This window comes from Aerococcaceae bacterium zg-252 (genome assembly GCA_016237705.1).
GTDB classification, from domain to species: domain Bacteria; phylum Bacillota; class Bacilli; order Lactobacillales; family Aerococcaceae; genus Globicatella; species Globicatella yangjingiae.
In genome coordinates this window covers 395,444-412,883 of record CP066204.1, presented here as the reverse complement: position 1 = coordinate 412,883, position 17,440 = coordinate 395,444, and the positions used below count along the sequence as shown (strand labels likewise).

Genomic DNA, 17,440 nt, shown 5'->3' with positions numbered 1-17,440 from the left:
TTCATTATCTATTGCTTAGGACGTCGCTTACCTTTATTTTTAGTATCACGACGGCGATTTTTTTTCTTTACTTTTTCATTAGTAGTGACCACTGGTCGTTTTTTCGTTGCTTTCTTAACCACTTTAACTGGCTTATTTATCTCTTCGTCACGCAACTGATTACGCTCTAATTCCGACATCAAAGCCCCTTTATACGTTGTATAAGGTTCCAATGCAATCATTTCTGAAACGAGCATTTCATTCAAATCACGTAATTCTTGCTCATTGACCAATGAAATAACCATCCCCTGTTTGCCCATACGTCCAGTTCTTCCCGAACGATGTGTATAAGTCCGAACATCAGATACTCGATTGAAATGAATTACTGCCGGTAAATCAGCAATATCCAATCCTCGAGCTGCAACATCTGTGGTCAACAGATACGTTAATTCGCCATTTCTAAACGCTGTAATCGAACGTTCACGTTCCATTTTTGACAATTGCCCATGCAGTAACCCAACCGATACATTTTCAAAAATCAGTTTCGCTGCAATGGTTTCTAATTCACTCACCTGTTCAAAAAATACAATAGCTTGCATTCCTTCAACTTGAGCAAGACGTTTTAATTGCTGACCTTTCTGACGATTTTGCGTCAAAATGGCAACATGCTTAATATTCATCGTATTTTCATCAGATTGCTGATACAATGCTAATCCCTGTTCTTCAACGATACGTTGCAATGCCGGACCATAAGTAGCACTAACCCATACTTTTTGCACATCACGCATCAAACGTTTCACAATCGCATTCACTGCTTCTTCTTGCGAATCTTCTAGTAAATAGTCACCCTCATCTAATACAATTGTTTTCACTTGATGAAACTTCACTTTTCTCGACTGTTGTGCAATCTCTTGCAGTCTTCCTGGCGTTGCCACAATCACTTCTGGTCGCTCTTTTAAAGCCTCCAATTGACGTTTCAAATTAGCATTTCCTAAAATAGGCAAGCAATGAATACCTAGTAATTCGCCCCATTCTTGAACAACGGTACTAATTTGTTTGACAAGTTCTTGTGACGGTGCCAAAATGATAACCTGTAAACTTTGGTCAGCTTGAACCGTTGATAAAATTGGCAATAAATAAGCCAATGTCTTACCCGAACCTGTCGGTGAAATGGCAACTAATGACTTTCCGTCTTGAATCGGCTGATATAATAAAGTTTGAATCGCTGTTGCGGACTCAAACCCTTTGTTTTGCCAATGTGTCTTTAACACACTATTTAATTGTTCCAACATATTTTTCTCCTTGAACTTATCGACTATCCCTTACGCCCACTGCATCAATATCTAGCCTAAATAATTTTCTTCAGACCCTAGATAGATACCAGCAGAATGACGTAATTGTTCCATTACTTGTGCTACTTGCAGACTCAATTGTTTCCAGTCTTCATACCGCACTTGTTGCTGCATATTATCCGGTTCTTCAATGATTTCACTAAATGCAATCAATTCATCGTACATCACATTTTCTGGACGATACTCAATTACTTTTGCCTCTTGACCCGATTTATTAATCAGTCGCACACTCGCAATTCGTGTAATTCCCTCGATAACAATCGTTTCATCATCAAAATAAATTTCACTTGGCATCACTGAATGTACTGCTTTTGAAATAAAAATATTCACTTGGAACTTATGATACGTCAAAATTGCCATTCCAAATAAATCAACTAAATTCGCACCCTTTACTGTATGATAATTCACTGCTTCTGGCATACCAAACAAGTCCAATGCCACATATAATGGATACACACCGATGTCCATTAACGAGCCCCCTGAAAAATCAAGATTAAAAACATTCGGCTCTTCCACTTTTCCTTTCATCGAATCAACATATTGTTCATACTTAGACGAATACTGCCCGATATTGAAATTAGCTCCCACGAAAGGATGTGAATGCCCTTTTTGTAAATTACGCACTAACTGTCGCAAACGGCGATAATTGCGACTATGATAATGCAGCGCTGCTTCAAATATTTTAACACCTTGTTCTTTAGCAAATTCATGTGCTTCATGCCATTCTCTTACTGAAGAAAATGCAGGTTTCTCAACAATCACATGTTTGCCAGCACGAATGGCTGCCATAGCTTGTTCAAAATGCAAACTATTCGGACTCGCTATATAAATGACATCAATTTCAGGGTCATACAATAAATTATTTAGCTGGTCAGTATAATAATCTGCATGATAAAAGGTTGCAATGTCTTGGGCACTATTAGCATTCCTAGAATAGACACCTTTAATATGATACCGTCGTGTCAATTTCAATGCTTGTATAAATTGTTCTGTAATCCAGGAAGTCCCAATGGTTCCAACATTCAGCATAATACACCTTTCTTTCTCAATTTTTTTAATCATCTTGATAACACTCGGTCATCTCATTTACACATTACTGAATTTATCTCTACTTAATACTCTTACGATATAGCCACACAATCACTTCATAGACAATAATCGCTAAAACAAAATACATCATAAACAATGATTGTGGCAGCACATTAATGATTGGGTCTGTATTCGGATTAAATAACCATAAATCATTTCTGAAAAACAATTGATGAAATAGCACAAACAATTTATCAAAGGCTATCACAATAAAAAAGAGTAAAATCAATGGAAAATATGCTGTTAATTTTAACCATTGTTGTGCATAATACGCAATACGTTTTGTTCGCTTCGTTCTCAATGACCAAATTAGATAAACGATACCGATAATACTTAGCATAAAATTCCACTGCATCAATCGTTTCACTTCTACAAAATGCTGTAATCCCCCAGCTGAACTGGAAAAATTAGCAAAGGACAAAGTCGCTTGGAATGGCGAAATTAAATAATGCATCAAATGGTCGATATTAACAAACAATTGAGTGTTGCTCAATCCCATAGGTGTCGCAACATCATAGACTGTCGTAAACAAACGGTAACTCCACTGACCCGTCAAAACTACTAACGAAATGGATAAACTGAGTATCACCAAACTCTTCACAATAGCTGCTACTGCATATCTGATTTGATTCATTCACCCAACTCCCACTCCGATAAATTATTCAATACATAGGTCGGTGCTACAGGAAAATTTGAAACATCAGCAGCTGTCGTCACCCCTGTTAACACTAATAAGGTGTCCATTCCAGCATCTAATCCCACTCGAATATCCGTTTCATAATTGTCACCAATCATTAAAACATCTTCGACATTCAGACCTAATCGGTTCAGACAACCATCTAAAATTGGACGATACGGCTTACCCATAACCACCGGCTCGACACGTGTTGTGTATTGTAAAAATGCCGTTAAAGCACCGGAACTTGGCATCATGCCATTTTCCGTTGGGATACTACGGTCAGTATTCGTCACAAGAAAAGCAGCCCCATTTCGAATCGCTTGAGCTGCCATTGCGAGCGATTCATAGGTTGCTTGACGATTTAATGCTTGTACCACTACATCTGCTTGATTCGTTTGGTCGATAGTATAGCCCGCTTCTTTAATCAAATTAACCAAGGACGGTTCCCCCACCACATGCACTCTGGCATCTGAATGATGTGCATTCAAATAATCGATTAATGCTAAAGCCGAAGTATAACAATGCTCTGCCGTCACTGGCAAATCATAGTTAGTGACTAAATTATCAGCAACTTCTTGCGGACTTTTCGTCGCATTATTAGTCATAAATAATAATGGAATATCCGCTGCCAATAATTTTTTGATAAACTGTTCAGCTGTTGGAATACGATTTTTACCAAAATAAACCGTTCCGTCTAAATCAATTAAATATGCTTTATACTGTTTCAACGCTTTTCCACCTTAATGTTTCTATATATTATTTTGAATGTTGTTTAATTACAAACTTACGTTTATTTGTTTGTGCCACTACCGATACTTTATTATCAACTGGTTTCGGTGACTGCTCTGCCTGTGTTTTTTTGTGTTTCGATTGCTTAATTTGAAAATTATCTCGTGCTTTAGCTTTTTTAGCTGGTTTCACTTTGACTGACGGAACAATTTCTTGTTCTTTCGTGCTGCGTGTTTGAATTTGTTTAGTCGCAGCTTTAGTTAATTGTTTCGTAGATTGAGTTGGTGCTTGCGTTAATTGATTATATTTCAATAATGCCTCTTCTTTCGCCAACACAAAGTATTTACATCCAAAATTACAATATTCCTTTAAGTAATCTTCTAAATAATCAATCGTTTGCTCACGTGGTACTTTACGACGATTTAATTGATAAAATCCACGCAATCTTAATTGTTCGTATCCCCAATCGCCCACAATAAAATCAAATTTTTCAAAGTAATCTTGATAACGTGCTTCAAATGCCACAAAATCAAAACCCTCACGATAATCTTTCACTACACGATAAATTTGCTGATTAATTTGTATTGTTGTGTCATCAATTAAGTAGACATTTTTTTCAGATTCTGTTGCTTCCGTCGTAATTGATGTTAAAATCGATTCGATTTGCGTCGTAATTGTATCAACTGGTCGATGCTTCATTATTGACAGCCTCCTTATACTTTAAGTATCGTTTTGTTCAATTTATCATTCAATATAGGTAGTTTCTTAACCGATACTTCTTCCATGTTTCTTTACCATTATAACAGTTAGCCGTTCATAAATGAAGATATAGTTTCGAACCTATTCTTTACATCAAAAAAAGTTATGATACACATTACATAAAATGAGTACCATAACTTTTTTTTGATGTAAAACTTAACTATTTAATTAACGTTCCTTGAATAATTAATAAAATAACAGCGACCAAACCTAAGCCCAGTAAAGCAAACTTATACTTTGCCGGAATTTTTGGTAATGGATATTTAATCACAAATCCCACCAACAATACAGCATAGACAAGTAACCAAAGAATACTTGCTATATTGAGTGGTATAGCCCAACTAATCAATGACAAAATCGGTAATGCCATTGCAATTGAAACAAGTGGTAAGCCATAAATTGTTCCTAATTCTAACTCGCCTTGCAATTCAATTGGACGATTAAAATGTGCAATTCTCACAGCAACAGCCAAGAGATAAAACGCACTAATCACCAATGCAGCCACAGAACCATCTGTAATGCGAATTAATAAGCTAACTGGCGCTAAACCATATGTGACCATTTTACTTAATGCTTCTAATTCTAGTCCAAATGCAACTTGAGCGTCCTCACGCTGATTAGCATTCGCATAAGAATCATTGAAAAAATGAATAATCGCAGCTAATACAAGTGAAATAATCGCATAATGCGTTTCACCAATTGTTGCAAATCCAACAGCAATCGTTCCAAAAAATAAAAATAATACCAAAAGTAAATTTGATGGATGCAAATCTCCTAAAAGCATGACACTTTTCCTCCTTTAAGCACCGTTTAAAATGCTCATTAAACAAATAAAAACATTTATAAGCCTATTGTAACGGTAAATGAAAACAATTTCAATAAATTCACTGTAAATACTTTCAAAATATTTGCAGTTTAACAATAAGTCTTATATACTAGGTAAAAAGGTTTCCTAAAAATTGAGCATGACTCATAAAGAACGTCTTATAATAATCAATGAGTGTTCTTAGCTATGATACTCATTTTTGCCGCATCTTAGAACATAGTGCGAGGCAAAATATCATTGTGCGAATAATGCACAAGAGTATATTATGAAGTGGACACCGAGTTAGCCCGAGCTATCCAAAATAGGAGGTAGACAAAATGAAATGGAAAATTGTTACAGATTCAGGCGCAAATATTCGCCTAAATTCACAAATTAATGAAGAAGTTGGTTTTGAAGTTGTACCATTATTAATTAATATTGGTACTGAATTATTTATCGATAATGACCTAGAAAAAATCCCATACTTAATGGATACCATGGAAAGCAGTAAACTCGGTTCTTCGAGTGCTTGCCCTGCACCAGATACGTATGCAAAAGCATTTGCTGATGCTGACAATATTATTTGTTTCACTCTATCAAGTGGCTTATCAGGCAGTTATAATAGTGCCATGTTAGCCAAAGAAACAGTATTAGAACAAGACCCTACAAAAAATATTTTCATTTTTGATTCGCTTTCTGCAGGTTCTGAAGTTGATTTATTGATTAACAAAGCCATTGAATTAGCAACAAGTGATGTAGATTTTGACAATGTAGTGAATTTATTGAAAGCCTATCATGAAAAAACAGCATTGTTATTCATGTTAGAATCAGTAGATAATCTAGTTAAAAATGGACGTCTTAATAAGCTAGTTGGTTCAATGATTGGTTTATTAGGTATTCGCTTAATCGGAGAACGCAGTGAAGTAGGACAAATTGAAGTTATTCATAAGTCGAAAGGCTCAAAACGTGCATTAAAATTATTATTAGAAGAATTAAAACAAAAAGGTTATGATAATGGTAAAATTATCGTATCACATTGTTTAAACGAAACTATTGCAGAAGAATTTAAAACATTAGTATTAGCACAATATCCACAAGCTGACATTGAAATTAATCAAACAAGTGGTCTATGCAGCTACTACGCACAACGTGGTGGTTTAATGATTGGTTATCAAAAGGCATAATTTTTTCAATACAAAAAGCATCGAGTACCCGTAGTGATACTCGATGTTTTTGTTATTGCGTAAGTTAAACCATTTTTCAAACTATCGACGTTTACGTCTAGATAAATAGCTCATGACAATAAGTAATAAAATAGCTCCTAGCAGAGTTGAAACCACGCTAAAGCCACCCCATACCGGACCAATCGGACCGAATAATTGATTACCAATCCAACCACCTAGGAAACCGGCAATAATATTACCGATAATCCCACCTGGAACATCACGATCTAAAATAACACCGGCTAACCAACCTAAGATACCACCAACGATTAATGATCCAATCATTTCATTCACTCCTTTATTGCGATAATATATCTGCAAAAACTAAAAATCATCAATTAATTATATTAATTCTAAAATATTTCTTAAGACTTTTCAAATAATATACACTCGCATACACTTCTCTATGCTAAAACTGGACAAGTCATTTATTTCATTATCCACTCAACGCATGGTCACAAATTCTTCACTACCAGTCGGATGAATCGCTACTACTGCATCAAAATCTGCTTTCGTGGCTTTCATTTTCATGGCAACACCAAATCCTTGAATCATTTCGTCGACCCCTTCACCAATCCCATGAAGCCCAACTACAACTTCATCTGGTCCTTGACATACTAATTTAAAATAACAAGGTTCACGATGTCCACTAGCCGATGCGTACATTGAGAAGAATTTACTACGATATATTTTAATATCCGCTTCGCCAAATTGTTTCAATGCCTCTTCTTCTGTTAAACCAATCGTACCAATCGGTGGATGACTGAAGACAACCGTTGGAATTAACTCATACGAAATACTCGCCGTTGACGCTTGATTAAATAAATACTCCGATACTTGACGTCCAGCTTTAATCGCTACTGGGGTCAAATCAACTTTTCCAATGACATCCCCAATCGCATAAATACCAGGTGTAGAAGTTTGATGTTGTTCATCAACTTGAATATATCCACGTTCATCTAAGGCAACACCTGCATTTTCTAATTTTAAATGCTCCACATTCGGTTTGCGACCAATCGCAACAACCACTTTATCTACTGTCGCCACTACTTTCCCCTGCATTAAACATTCAATTTTATCCCCATTTTTTCGGTACTCATCAATCGTAGTATTCGTCAATAAAGTCGGCCCATTTTTCTCCATTGCTTCGACTAAACCGTCCGTTAACATACGGTCAAATGTGCGTAGTGGTCGCTCATAACGTACAGCTAATTTAGTATCAACACCAAGCGAATGCAATACTCCGGCTAACTCAACGGCAATATATCCAGCCCCAACAACTAATACTGACTCTGGCAATGCTTGCCATTCAAAGAAATCATCGGAATTATCCGTTAATTCAATTCCTTTTACATCTGGCATGCTCGGTCTTCCACCAGTTGCAATTACAATATGTTTAGCACGGATACGCTCACCATTTACTTCTACTTCATTTTGATTAACGAAAGTCGCATAACCGTCAATGACTTCAACCCCATTATTAGTAAAGGCATTATCATAACTATTGCGTGAACGCTCTACATAACCGTTTCGTGCTGCTAAAAATTGCTGAAAATCAAATTGAGCATTTTCTACTGTAAAACCATAGCCAGGGCCATAATGATGAATGGCTTCATTGATTTTAGCTGCATACCAGCTTACTTTTTTGGGAACACACCCAACATTAACACAAGTCCCACCAATTAAATTGGCTTCGATTACAGCTACTTTAGCTCCATATTGTGCTGCACGATTAGCAGTCGCAATTCCACCACTACCACCACCAATTGTAATTAAATCATATTCTCGCATTGTTATTCCTTCTTCCTTTTTGCACTATTAATAATGTAACACAAGCCAGCAGTATCAAAAACCATTTTGCTCAAAGCACTTCAAGAAGTGGACGTCAAGCCAATCCGAGCGAACTATAATATTTAACACGTGCAAATAATTATCGAAGTTGTTATAATACTCGTTGGTGATTAATAATATGAAACAAACAAAACCCAATTTAATGTTAGAGGGGCCGATTACGAAAACCATTTTAACGATTTCGGCACCTTTAATGCTTAATAACTTAATTCGAACACTATACAACTTGACAGACGGCCTATACGTCGCCCAACTATCTTCAGACGATTTTGCAGCCACTGCATTTGTCTGGCCATTAAATTTCTTATTTATCTCATTGGGTATGGGGATTGGTGTCGGTGCTACCACACTAATTGCTCAAAATTTAGGAGCTAAAAAAGAACAGCAAGCACATCAATATGCACAAAATGCTCTCAATCTTTCAATAGTTATCGGCCTTATTTTTTCAGTCATTGGTTATTTTGCTTCTCCACTCTTTGTCCAGTGGATGGGAGGCGCCGGAGAATTTGCAACAAAAAGCATTACCTATCTAAAAATAAATTTTATCGGTCTATTTTTTGATTTTGGTTATTTTGCCTATCAAGCAGTCTTAAATGCTGAGGGTCAAACAAAAATGATTACTGCTATTAGTACCATTTCTTCTTTACTCAATGTTATTCTCGACCCATTATTAATTTTTAAAACAATCCCACTTATCAATGTACCCGGATTGGACATGGGAATCGCTGGAGCAGCTTGGGCAACGGTTATTTCAAAAATAGTCTTACTCATACTCGCTGCATATACCGTACAAAATCGCTCACGCATTCCACGATTAACGCTTAATTTTCACTTTAATTGGGCAAGCATCCACACACTTAGTAAAATTGCACTACCAAGTGCTTTCGGTTATGGTGGAGCAGCAATGGGCTTTACTGTCTTGAATGGTTTAATTCAATCATACGGAACAGATACCTTAGCAGCCTTTTCAATGGGTAATCGCCTATCAGATTTAATGACACAACCACAAATGGGAATTGGAATGGCATTAACATCATTGATTGGGCAAAATGTCGGAGCAAAACAATTTGACCGTGCTAAAGCAATCTTTACAAAAACATTGCACATCGTCTTATTGATTTCCGCCGTATCATCGCTAGCAATCTTTTTATTCAAAGACCCATTGCTGTCAATTTTTATTACAGATAGCAGCAATCACAATCTATGGATACAAGCCAGCGAATATTTATATTTTTCTGCCTTTATTATCTTCTTTATGGGCTTATTCTCTGGATTTAGTGGTTTTTTCCAAGGTGTAGGGAAAACGAATTATTCTATGTATATGGCAATTGGACGCTTATGGTTTTTACGTTTACCATTCATCTGGATTTTCAGCCATTTTACATCATTAGAGTCCACTGGTATTTGGATAGCCATGTTACTATCCAATGGATTAACCGTATTATTTGCCTATATCGCTTATCGCTACTATCAATGGGAAGAAATTATTTAACTTATCGAACATACTCTTATTGTTGTCACTTTAAGGGTATGTTTTTTCTTTCGAAATACTTAACTCCGTTATATAATAGTACTATCAAATTTGACGGAGGATTGGTCATGGATAATTTTAATTTTTATGCCCCAACTTATTTTGCTTTTGGAAAAGATAAAGAACACGAAGTTGGCAAATTAGTAAAACGATTCGGCGGAACAAAGGTTCTCATTCATTATGGTGGTGGTTCAGTTGTACGCTCAGGTTTATTAGACCGAGTTACCCATGCTCTCGCTACTGAAAATATCGACTATGTAACCTTAGGAGGTGCAATGCCAAATCCACGTAGTAGTCTTGTTTATGAGGGCATTGAATTATGTAAAAGAGAAAACATTGACTTTGTACTAGCCGTCGGTGGTGGCAGTGCAATTGACTCTGCAAAAGCTATTGCAGCTGGAGCTATTTATGACGGAGATTTTTGGGACTTTTTTACAGGAAAGCCCGTTAATAAGGCATTGCCTATCGGTACAATTTTAACTATTTCAGCAGCCGGTAGTGAGGGGTCGCTTGACGCTGTGATTACCAAAGAGGAAGATATGTTGAAACGTGACGCTTCCGGTGAGGCATTAAGACCAGTCTTTTCGATTTTAAATCCGTCCTTAACTTTAACCTTATCTGCCTATCAAACTGCCTGTGGGATTACTGATATGATGGCACATTTGTACGAACGTTACTTAACAAATACTGAAAATGTCGAAGTAACCGACCGCATGATTGAAGGCTTATTATTAGCTTTGATTTCTGAGGGGCAAAAGGCAATGGAAAATCCCGATAACTACGAGTCACGTGCAAACTTAATGTGGGCGGGTATGATGGCACATAATGATTCTTGTGGCGTAGGACGTACTCATGACTGGGCAAGCCATGATATTGAACACGAATTATCCGCTGAATATGACTGTGCACATGGAGCAGGCCTTGCTGTCGTTATGCCGGCTGTCTTTACGTATAACTTATCCCATAATGTCATGCGTTTTGCACAAATAGCTGTTCGTGTATGGGGCTGTCAAATGGATTTTGAAAATCCTGAACGCACTGCTAAAGCAGGTATTGAGGCATTCCGCCAATTTTTAATTTCAATTGGCATGCCGAAAAACTTAGCTGAATTAGGTGGAAAAGAAGAAGACATCGAAAAAATGGCACATCGTGCTTGTTATGGCAATGACCGTTCCGGTCATATAGGTGGTTTCGTTTCCTTAAACGAAGCAGATGTTGCAGCTATTTTTCGTATGATGCTTTAATCAAAAAAGACAAACAAGCCGTATCCATTTCGATACGGCTTGTTATAATTCTAATTGTAAATTACCATAAACTAATTCTTTCTTCTGGTGCTAAATACATTGCATCGCCTTCTTTAGTTTCAAACACTTCATGGAATAAATCTAAGTTACGAACTTGCATATTAGCTCTCAATGGATTTGGTGCATGCTCATCTGTTGCCATAATCATCGCTAAGGCTTCTGGACGAATGTTTTGACGCCAGTTACGAGCCCAGCTGAAGAAAAATTCTTTTGCATCAGCACCTTCTTGTTTCATTAATGCTTCTAATGATGCTGAAATTCCCCCTGCATCAGCGATATTTTCTGTCAATGTTAATTCTGCATTTACCGGATTGCCAGCTACTTCTAAACCAGACCATTGTGTCACAAACGCTTGTGTTTTTTCTTCGAATTTCGCAAAATCTTCTTCTGTCCACCAGTTATTCATATTACCATTTTCATCAAATAAAGCTCCATTTGTGTCAAAAGCATGCGAAATCTCATGTGCAATAACTGCACCAATTCCACCATAATTTTGACTTGGTGTTTGTTCAATACTATAAAATGGTGCTTGTAAAAAGGCTGCTGGGAAGTAAATACCATTACTTAATGGTGAATAGAACGCATTGACGGTCTGAGCGCCCATACCCCATAAGCTCTTATCCACTGGCTCTGAATAATGTTCAATAGCATACTCATTGCGGACACGACGATTTTCCATTACATTCTCTAACCATGATTTTTCAGTATCAAAACTTAATAAGTCATATACATCTGAAATTTTATCAGGATAACCGATATTGACACTTAAATTATCTAATTTTTTAATCGCACCATCGATTGTCGCTTGACTTAACCAGTCATTTTTCGCCAAACGCTCACGATAAACGGCAATAATATTCGTTACCATTTCAGTTACTTGTTGACGTGCCTCTTCACCAAAATAAGTTTGACCATAATATTGACCAATAACTTCATCATAGTTAGCTGTTGCGACATCAAAGGCTAAATCTTCACCTGTTGAAAATTCTTGAACCCCTGTTAAAGCCATTGTATACTGTTGATTCGCAGTATATAACTCTTCAGATAAGAAACTTGCTAATTCTCTTGCTGTTAAAACCGTCATCCATGATTTAATTAATCCAAGATTCTCTTCATTCACTACATCATTAATCGCTTCATAGTACTCTGGATGCGTCACAATTAAATGTTCTACATCATCTGTTCCTAAAATTGTCGTAACTAATTCATTTAATTTTAAACTTTCAGAATAGCCACCTAATTCTTCCAATGAACGTTCATTGATTTGTGTTGTAATATCTGCCGATTCAGCCGAAGTACGTGCGTATGGAACTAATAATGCATCGAAAGTAATCGCTTGTTGCATTAAGGTTGCAGCCTCTTCTTCTGAATATCCCATACCAACTAAAACTGGAATCGTTGTTTGTGTTAATAAATCAAATAATTGAGCTTTTTGCGTTTCATCAGCATAATAATCTTTAGCTGGTAATAATAAACTTGGTTGTCCTACTGCAAACATTTGTTCATCTGATTTTTTTGGATTATTGATAATACCAAAAGTAATTGGAGCTGGTAAAGCAAAGTTGCTTGATTCGTTAATAATATAATTTCTTAAATCATCAACAGATGCAATGCTAGCAATTTTATCCAAATATGGTTTTGCTGGTGCTGCACCCTCTTCATTACGACGCTCAACATTGTTAACGATTTGATATAGATTTACGAAGTTTTGATGATAGGTATCAGGTAATTGAATCTCACCTGCCACAATCTTTTTCACATCTTCTTTTAATGTTTCTTCTACTTTGTCTTGAATCTCAGAAAAGCTATCCACTGATAAACTATCTGCTTGAATTGTTGCTTGTGCCAACCAATCTGCATTTACAAATTGATATAAATCCGTCTTAGGAGATAAAGATTCAGCATTTGATTCTTCTACAGCCGTTGTTTCTTCCGCTCTTACTAGTAATCCGTCTACTAAAAAGCTAGAAGATACTGTCGATAACAATAATGTTGACGCTAATAATAATGCGATTTTTTTATTTCTTTTCATAACATCATTCTCTCTTTCTATGTTTATAATATCTTTAGATATAAATGTAATTTATCATATTTTATAATTATAATCAACTTCAATTTATTTATGCAACCGTTTATAATATTGATTTATCAAATACTTTTCTCACCTAATGTTTGCAAAAAAATATTCAAAAAAAAAAAAACATTTTATACAACAAATGAGTACTTCTTTAGATAATTTACGATACATTGCTCAAATTTTTTTAGTCTGTAAAGGAAAAATACTTTACAGACTTCTTTTTCTCTGCTATAATTCTTAATTGTGAATGATATTTATGGAGGTGAAAAACACATGGCAGTAAAAATCCGTTTAAAACGTATGGGTGCTAAGAAAAAACCTTTCTACAGAATCGTTGTTGCAGACTCTCGTTCTCCACGTGACGGTCGTATTATCGAACAAATCGGTATCTACAACCCATTAACAGAACCAGCAACTTTAGACGTAAAAGAAGAATTAGCTTTAAAATGGTTAGGAAATGGTGCTCAACCATCTGACACAGTTCGTAGCTTATTATCTAAAGCTGGAATCATGAAAAAATTCCACGAATCAAAATAATGAATCGTGAGATGATTAAACCGACTTGATAAGTTTGCTTATCAAGTCGGTCTTTTTGTGTATCTTTCCTACTCTACTCCAGTTACATGCTCATTAATTTTAAAAACATATTTATGTCCTTGCGTCATACTATGGTAGAAACCCTCTCCCTCGTATAAGTGAAACACTTGAACACCCGCAATATCACTTTCAGTTGGGTAAACATGCTTAACAAATGGATTATCTTTTAACACTTCAGTCAAACGTTCTCGCCCAATTTCTCTGACTTTCCCCTCAATACGAATCACTTGAATCAAGTAATCATCTTGTGACATCGCTGTAATGGCAACATGTGGATTATGAGCCATTTGTTGATAAAAATTCGTTTTTGGACTTGTCATAAAGAAAATACCTTGTTCATTCGCTACCCCAATATGTGCATGACGAGCATGAGGTTTTCCGTCTTTATCAACTGTCGCAAAAACAGCTACTTTCATATCTTTTTGCAAAATGGATAAAATATCATTTACTTTCATATTGTCACCCTTTCTTTTATATTAATTATATCACAATCACCACATGATTAAACCCTTTTCAAAAAGATTAATCTACAGATTTCTAATTCCACCTTGCCAAATAAAAACAGAGCAAGAAGTTCCAAATACCAACAGACTTCATTTCAGTAATCACGATGTCATCTGTTGCATTATTCAAACTTTTTGCCCAATTCAATATAAATTTAGCTATTAATCATCTGATTCTCTACAAATTTTGCATACGTTGAATGATTATTCATCAATTCGTAATGCGTACCTTCTCCTGTAATCTTACCACCTTTATCTAGGAAGTAAATTTTATCTGCTGTTTGCGTTGTTGACAAGCGATGTGATATAACAAAAAATGTTGTTTCTTTTCTCATCTCTTCAATAATATTCACAATTATTTTTTCAGATTGACTATCCAAATGAGCAGTTGCCTCATCAAGAATAATGACTGGTGCTTTCTCTAATAATGCTCTAGCAAATTGTAAACGTTGCTTTTGCCCACCAGAAAGATTAGAACCCATTTCTCCAACTTCACTGTCTAACTGATTCGGTAAATTTTCTACCATTTCTTTCAAGTCAACTCGTTCCAAAACATTCCATAACTGCTGTTCATCTGGCACTGCTGCTAATGAATATATTAGATTTTCACGAATACTAGCATTTAGCAACACATTATCTTGCGATAGCCATGCAATTTGCTCTCGTAACGATTTAATGGATACGGATTCTGACAATTGCCCATTATATACAATGGCACCATCTGTCGGCTCATATAAACGTAAAATCATTTGAATTAAAGTCGATTTTCCTGCACCTGACGGCCCAACTAAAGCTGTTAATTGATTCGATTGAACAGTTAGCGACAGATTTTCAAACACATTATTTTCATCTTCATGGTATTTAAAACTCAAATCTTCAATACGAATATCTCCACCACGTAAACTTACAAACTCGCCACCTTTTTCTTCTTCAACAAGTTGATTTAATTCATCAAAGTATTGCATCGCAGCTTTATACTTTCCAACCTGATTACTAAATTGACTAATCGCAGACATTGGTGTCAATAACATAAAAATATAAATTAAAAATGAAATGAATTCCCCCATTGTAATTGAACCTGTTAATACACGTTGAGAACCATAGTAAAAAATAGCTGCAATAACTGCAATAAGCAATATAATCGCTAATAGTCTTGTGATACTATCAATGAATTTTTCCTTAATTGCCTGCTGTTTTAACTTATCTAAATTATTTAACACTTGTTCACTTGCAAAGGTTTCTGCATTGTTCACTTTAATTGATTTTCGTTGCAAAAATGACTCTGCCATTTTACTAATCGTAAAACTTTTTACTTGATTGGTTTCTTGAGATAATTTCTCAACTCTAGCTGATAAAGGTGAAAGAATAATTATCCATACTGGTAAGAGTATAAAGATTAATAAAGTTAATTTCCAATCAATGAGAATTAACAACACCAATGTCGGCACCACTACGAAGATACTAGTTAATACCTCTACCAAACTAACTGAATAGAATGCTTTAATAATATCCGCATTTGTCATGATTAAACTGGAAATTTCAGTACTATTAAACTGATGCCGTTCACTTTCTTTCACTCTCAATAAGTGCCCTTGCACACGGCTAATAAATCCAACCAATACAGATTCAACATTTTTTACAGTCATTAAGTTTGATATAGCACCTAAGATGATTTGTAATAAAACAATACCAATTAAGGCAGCAATGATATTCAAAGGAATCGTTGATGATTCTAAATCAATCAACTTTGATAACATTTTCGGCATCAAAATCGAAACAAAACTTCCAATTATGCCAATAAAAATTGAAAAGTATAAATTCACTTTTTGCCTTGTTGTAAATAAATTCATAAAAACACCCTTTCTCAGCTATCCTATTAACACCTAAATGAAACTTCAAAATTGAAAAATAACTACTTTTCCATGAAAATATCGTTAACATATTCTTCCAATTTCTACATCACTCAAATAGATTTTGAGTTATTATAATAATAACTGTTTTCTAATCTAAATGCAATGTGTTTTTAATTTATTTAGGGGTGTATTTTGTTTCAAAAATAAAAAACCTATATTACAGAAATTCTCCATAATATAGGTTGAAAAAACCCCTCCAAAAAGGGTGCTAGTCAGACCGCCTCACCATTGTCTGACTAATCTTCCTCGATAACATAAATTTTCTTAAAAATGGTAACCATACCTTCAAAAACTTCTTCAGATAATAAAGCCAGCTTTGGTACTTCTCTAATTAGATTTCTTTTTAATTCTAAATAGCTAAAATTTTCATCTTCTGAAAATAGTCTATTTAATAATAAAATAATTTTTCCTCGTTCATCAAAAGTAATACCATTCTCCAAACAAAAAAGACTTGCAGAAACTGGTTTTAAAGTTGAATGACCATGTAATTCAGCTAATTCAGAAATAGAACTTTCTATCAAATTTAGCTTATCTAAAACATATTCATCTATAGTATCCAACTAACTGCCTCCCTAATAGCAGCTTTACCAACTTTTGTCCAAATACTTCTTTCTTCTTTCAAATATTGATAATCAAATTCTCTAGGAGCTTGATAAATAACATTAGAACTACTATCAGCTAAAACTTCAATAGGTGGCAAAACACTTCCCGACAAAGTAACAGCTAACAATGGTAAAGTAATACACTTCATCATTTTTTTCATAGGATTCTACTCCTTTAAATAATTAAGTTTAAATTATTATACACAAAAAATCATGTTTATGAAAGAACAAACATGGAAGCACACTAAAAAATCATTCAGTCACATCAATTCTAATTAATCAAGAATCCTATCCGGACACTAGCTCAAAATTTTCTCAACTACACTTACTTTAATTTACACTTAAGACATACCTTTACTTACCTTTTATGTGCTAAACTAACTAACACATACATAAAATAAGACTGCATTAAAACCCAATCTTAAAAACCTATATTACAGAAATTCT

17 protein-coding genes are annotated in these 17,440 nt (G+C 35.2%); 4 read left to right on the top strand and 13 right to left on the bottom strand.

Going from position 1 to position 17,440, the window contains the following annotated elements; all coding sequences use genetic code 11:
* Positions 1 to 8 precede the first annotated feature (8 nt).
* The 6 genes from JDW14_01995 to JDW14_01970 all read right to left on the bottom strand — a co-directional run bounded on the left by JDW14_01995 (position 9) and on the right by JDW14_01970 (position 5,371).
* The gene (locus JDW14_01995) at positions 9 to 1,271 is read right to left on the bottom strand and encodes a DEAD/DEAH box helicase (GenBank protein QQD65918.1); all 1,263 of its coding nucleotides are present in this window, start codon (positions 1,269 to 1,271) and stop codon (positions 9 to 11) included.
* A 51-nt stretch (positions 1,272 to 1,322) separates the two neighbouring features.
* Entirely contained in the window at positions 1,323 to 2,360 is a 1,038-nt protein-coding gene (locus JDW14_01990; protein QQD66473.1) for a Gfo/Idh/MocA family oxidoreductase, read from the bottom strand.
* A 79-nt stretch (positions 2,361 to 2,439) separates the two neighbouring features.
* Complete coding sequence (locus JDW14_01985) at positions 2,440 to 3,054, bottom strand: TIGR01906 family membrane protein (GenBank protein QQD65917.1); 615 nt, start codon at positions 3,052 to 3,054, stop codon at positions 2,440 to 2,442.
* Positions 3,051 to 3,827, bottom strand: a complete 777-nt coding sequence (locus JDW14_01980) for a TIGR01457 family HAD-type hydrolase (GenBank protein ID QQD65916.1) — start codon at positions 3,825 to 3,827, stop codon at positions 3,051 to 3,053. Before JDW14_01980 ends, JDW14_01985 begins: the two co-directional genes overlap by 4 nt.
* Before the next feature lie 28 nt (positions 3,828 to 3,855).
* Positions 3,856 to 4,527, bottom strand: a complete 672-nt coding sequence (locus JDW14_01975) for a YutD family protein (GenBank protein QQD65915.1) — start codon at positions 4,525 to 4,527, stop codon at positions 3,856 to 3,858.
* Positions 4,528 to 4,747: 220 nt separating this feature from the next.
* Entirely contained in the window at positions 4,748 to 5,371 is a 624-nt protein-coding gene (locus JDW14_01970) for a hypothetical protein (protein QQD65914.1), read from the bottom strand.
* A 359-nt stretch (positions 5,372 to 5,730) separates the two neighbouring features.
* On the opposite strand from JDW14_01970, the gene JDW14_01965 reads away from it, so the two are divergent.
* Entirely contained in the window at positions 5,731 to 6,576 is an 846-nt protein-coding gene (locus tag JDW14_01965; protein QQD65913.1) for a DegV family protein, read from the top strand.
* An 81-nt stretch (positions 6,577 to 6,657) separates the two neighbouring features.
* On the opposite strand, the gene JDW14_01960 is transcribed toward JDW14_01965, so the two are convergent.
* Both JDW14_01960 and gorA read right to left on the bottom strand, forming a co-directional pair.
* Positions 6,658 to 6,900, bottom strand: coding sequence for a GlsB/YeaQ/YmgE family stress response membrane protein (locus JDW14_01960; protein ID QQD65912.1), 243 nt, complete (start codon positions 6,898 to 6,900; stop codon positions 6,658 to 6,660).
* Positions 6,901 to 7,059: 159 nt separating this feature from the next.
* Entirely contained in the window at positions 7,060 to 8,406 is a 1,347-nt protein-coding gene (gene gorA / locus JDW14_01955) for a glutathione-disulfide reductase (GenBank protein QQD65911.1), read from the bottom strand.
* Between the two features lie 178 nt (positions 8,407 to 8,584).
* Here gorA and JDW14_01950 point away from each other — a divergent pair, with 178 nt between their 5' ends.
* Both JDW14_01950 and JDW14_01945 read left to right on the top strand, forming a co-directional pair.
* Positions 8,585 to 9,958: an MATE family efflux transporter gene (locus JDW14_01950; protein ID QQD65910.1), complete on the top strand. Its 1,374-nt coding sequence runs from the start codon at positions 8,585 to 8,587 to the stop codon at positions 9,956 to 9,958.
* A gap of 107 nt (positions 9,959 to 10,065) precedes the next feature.
* The gene (locus JDW14_01945; protein QQD65909.1) at positions 10,066 to 11,241 is read left to right on the top strand and encodes an iron-containing alcohol dehydrogenase; all 1,176 of its coding nucleotides are present in this window, start codon (positions 10,066 to 10,068) and stop codon (positions 11,239 to 11,241) included.
* Positions 11,242 to 11,302: 61 nt separating this feature from the next.
* On the opposite strand, the gene JDW14_01940 is transcribed toward JDW14_01945, so the two are convergent.
* The gene (locus tag JDW14_01940) at positions 11,303 to 13,333 is read right to left on the bottom strand and encodes a M13 family metallopeptidase (protein QQD65908.1); all 2,031 of its coding nucleotides are present in this window, start codon (positions 13,331 to 13,333) and stop codon (positions 11,303 to 11,305) included.
* A 318-nt stretch (positions 13,334 to 13,651) separates the two neighbouring features.
* Between JDW14_01940 and rpsP the strand changes: the two genes are divergently transcribed.
* Positions 13,652 to 13,915, top strand: a complete 264-nt coding sequence (gene rpsP / locus JDW14_01935; protein ID QQD65907.1) for a 30S ribosomal protein S16 — start codon at positions 13,652 to 13,654, stop codon at positions 13,913 to 13,915.
* A 68-nt stretch (positions 13,916 to 13,983) separates the two neighbouring features.
* Here the strand turns inward: rpsP and JDW14_01930 are convergent, their stop codons facing one another.
* The 4 genes from JDW14_01930 to JDW14_01915 form a co-directional block, all read right to left on the bottom strand.
* Positions 13,984 to 14,430: a pyridoxamine 5'-phosphate oxidase family protein gene (locus JDW14_01930; GenBank protein QQD65906.1), complete on the bottom strand. Its 447-nt coding sequence runs from the start codon at positions 14,428 to 14,430 to the stop codon at positions 13,984 to 13,986.
* Between the two features lie 203 nt (positions 14,431 to 14,633).
* Complete coding sequence (locus tag JDW14_01925; GenBank protein ID QQD65905.1) at positions 14,634 to 16,328, bottom strand: ABC transporter ATP-binding protein; 1,695 nt, start codon at positions 16,326 to 16,328, stop codon at positions 14,634 to 14,636.
* Positions 16,329 to 16,627: 299 nt separating this feature from the next.
* Entirely contained in the window at positions 16,628 to 16,951 is a 324-nt protein-coding gene (locus JDW14_01920) for a hypothetical protein (GenBank protein QQD65904.1), read from the bottom strand.
* The gene (locus tag JDW14_01915; protein ID QQD65903.1) at positions 16,939 to 17,154 is read right to left on the bottom strand and encodes a hypothetical protein; all 216 of its coding nucleotides are present in this window, start codon (positions 17,152 to 17,154) and stop codon (positions 16,939 to 16,941) included. The genes JDW14_01920 and JDW14_01915 overlap by 13 nt, the downstream gene beginning before the upstream one ends.
* Between the last annotated feature and the right edge of the window lie 286 nt (positions 17,155 to 17,440).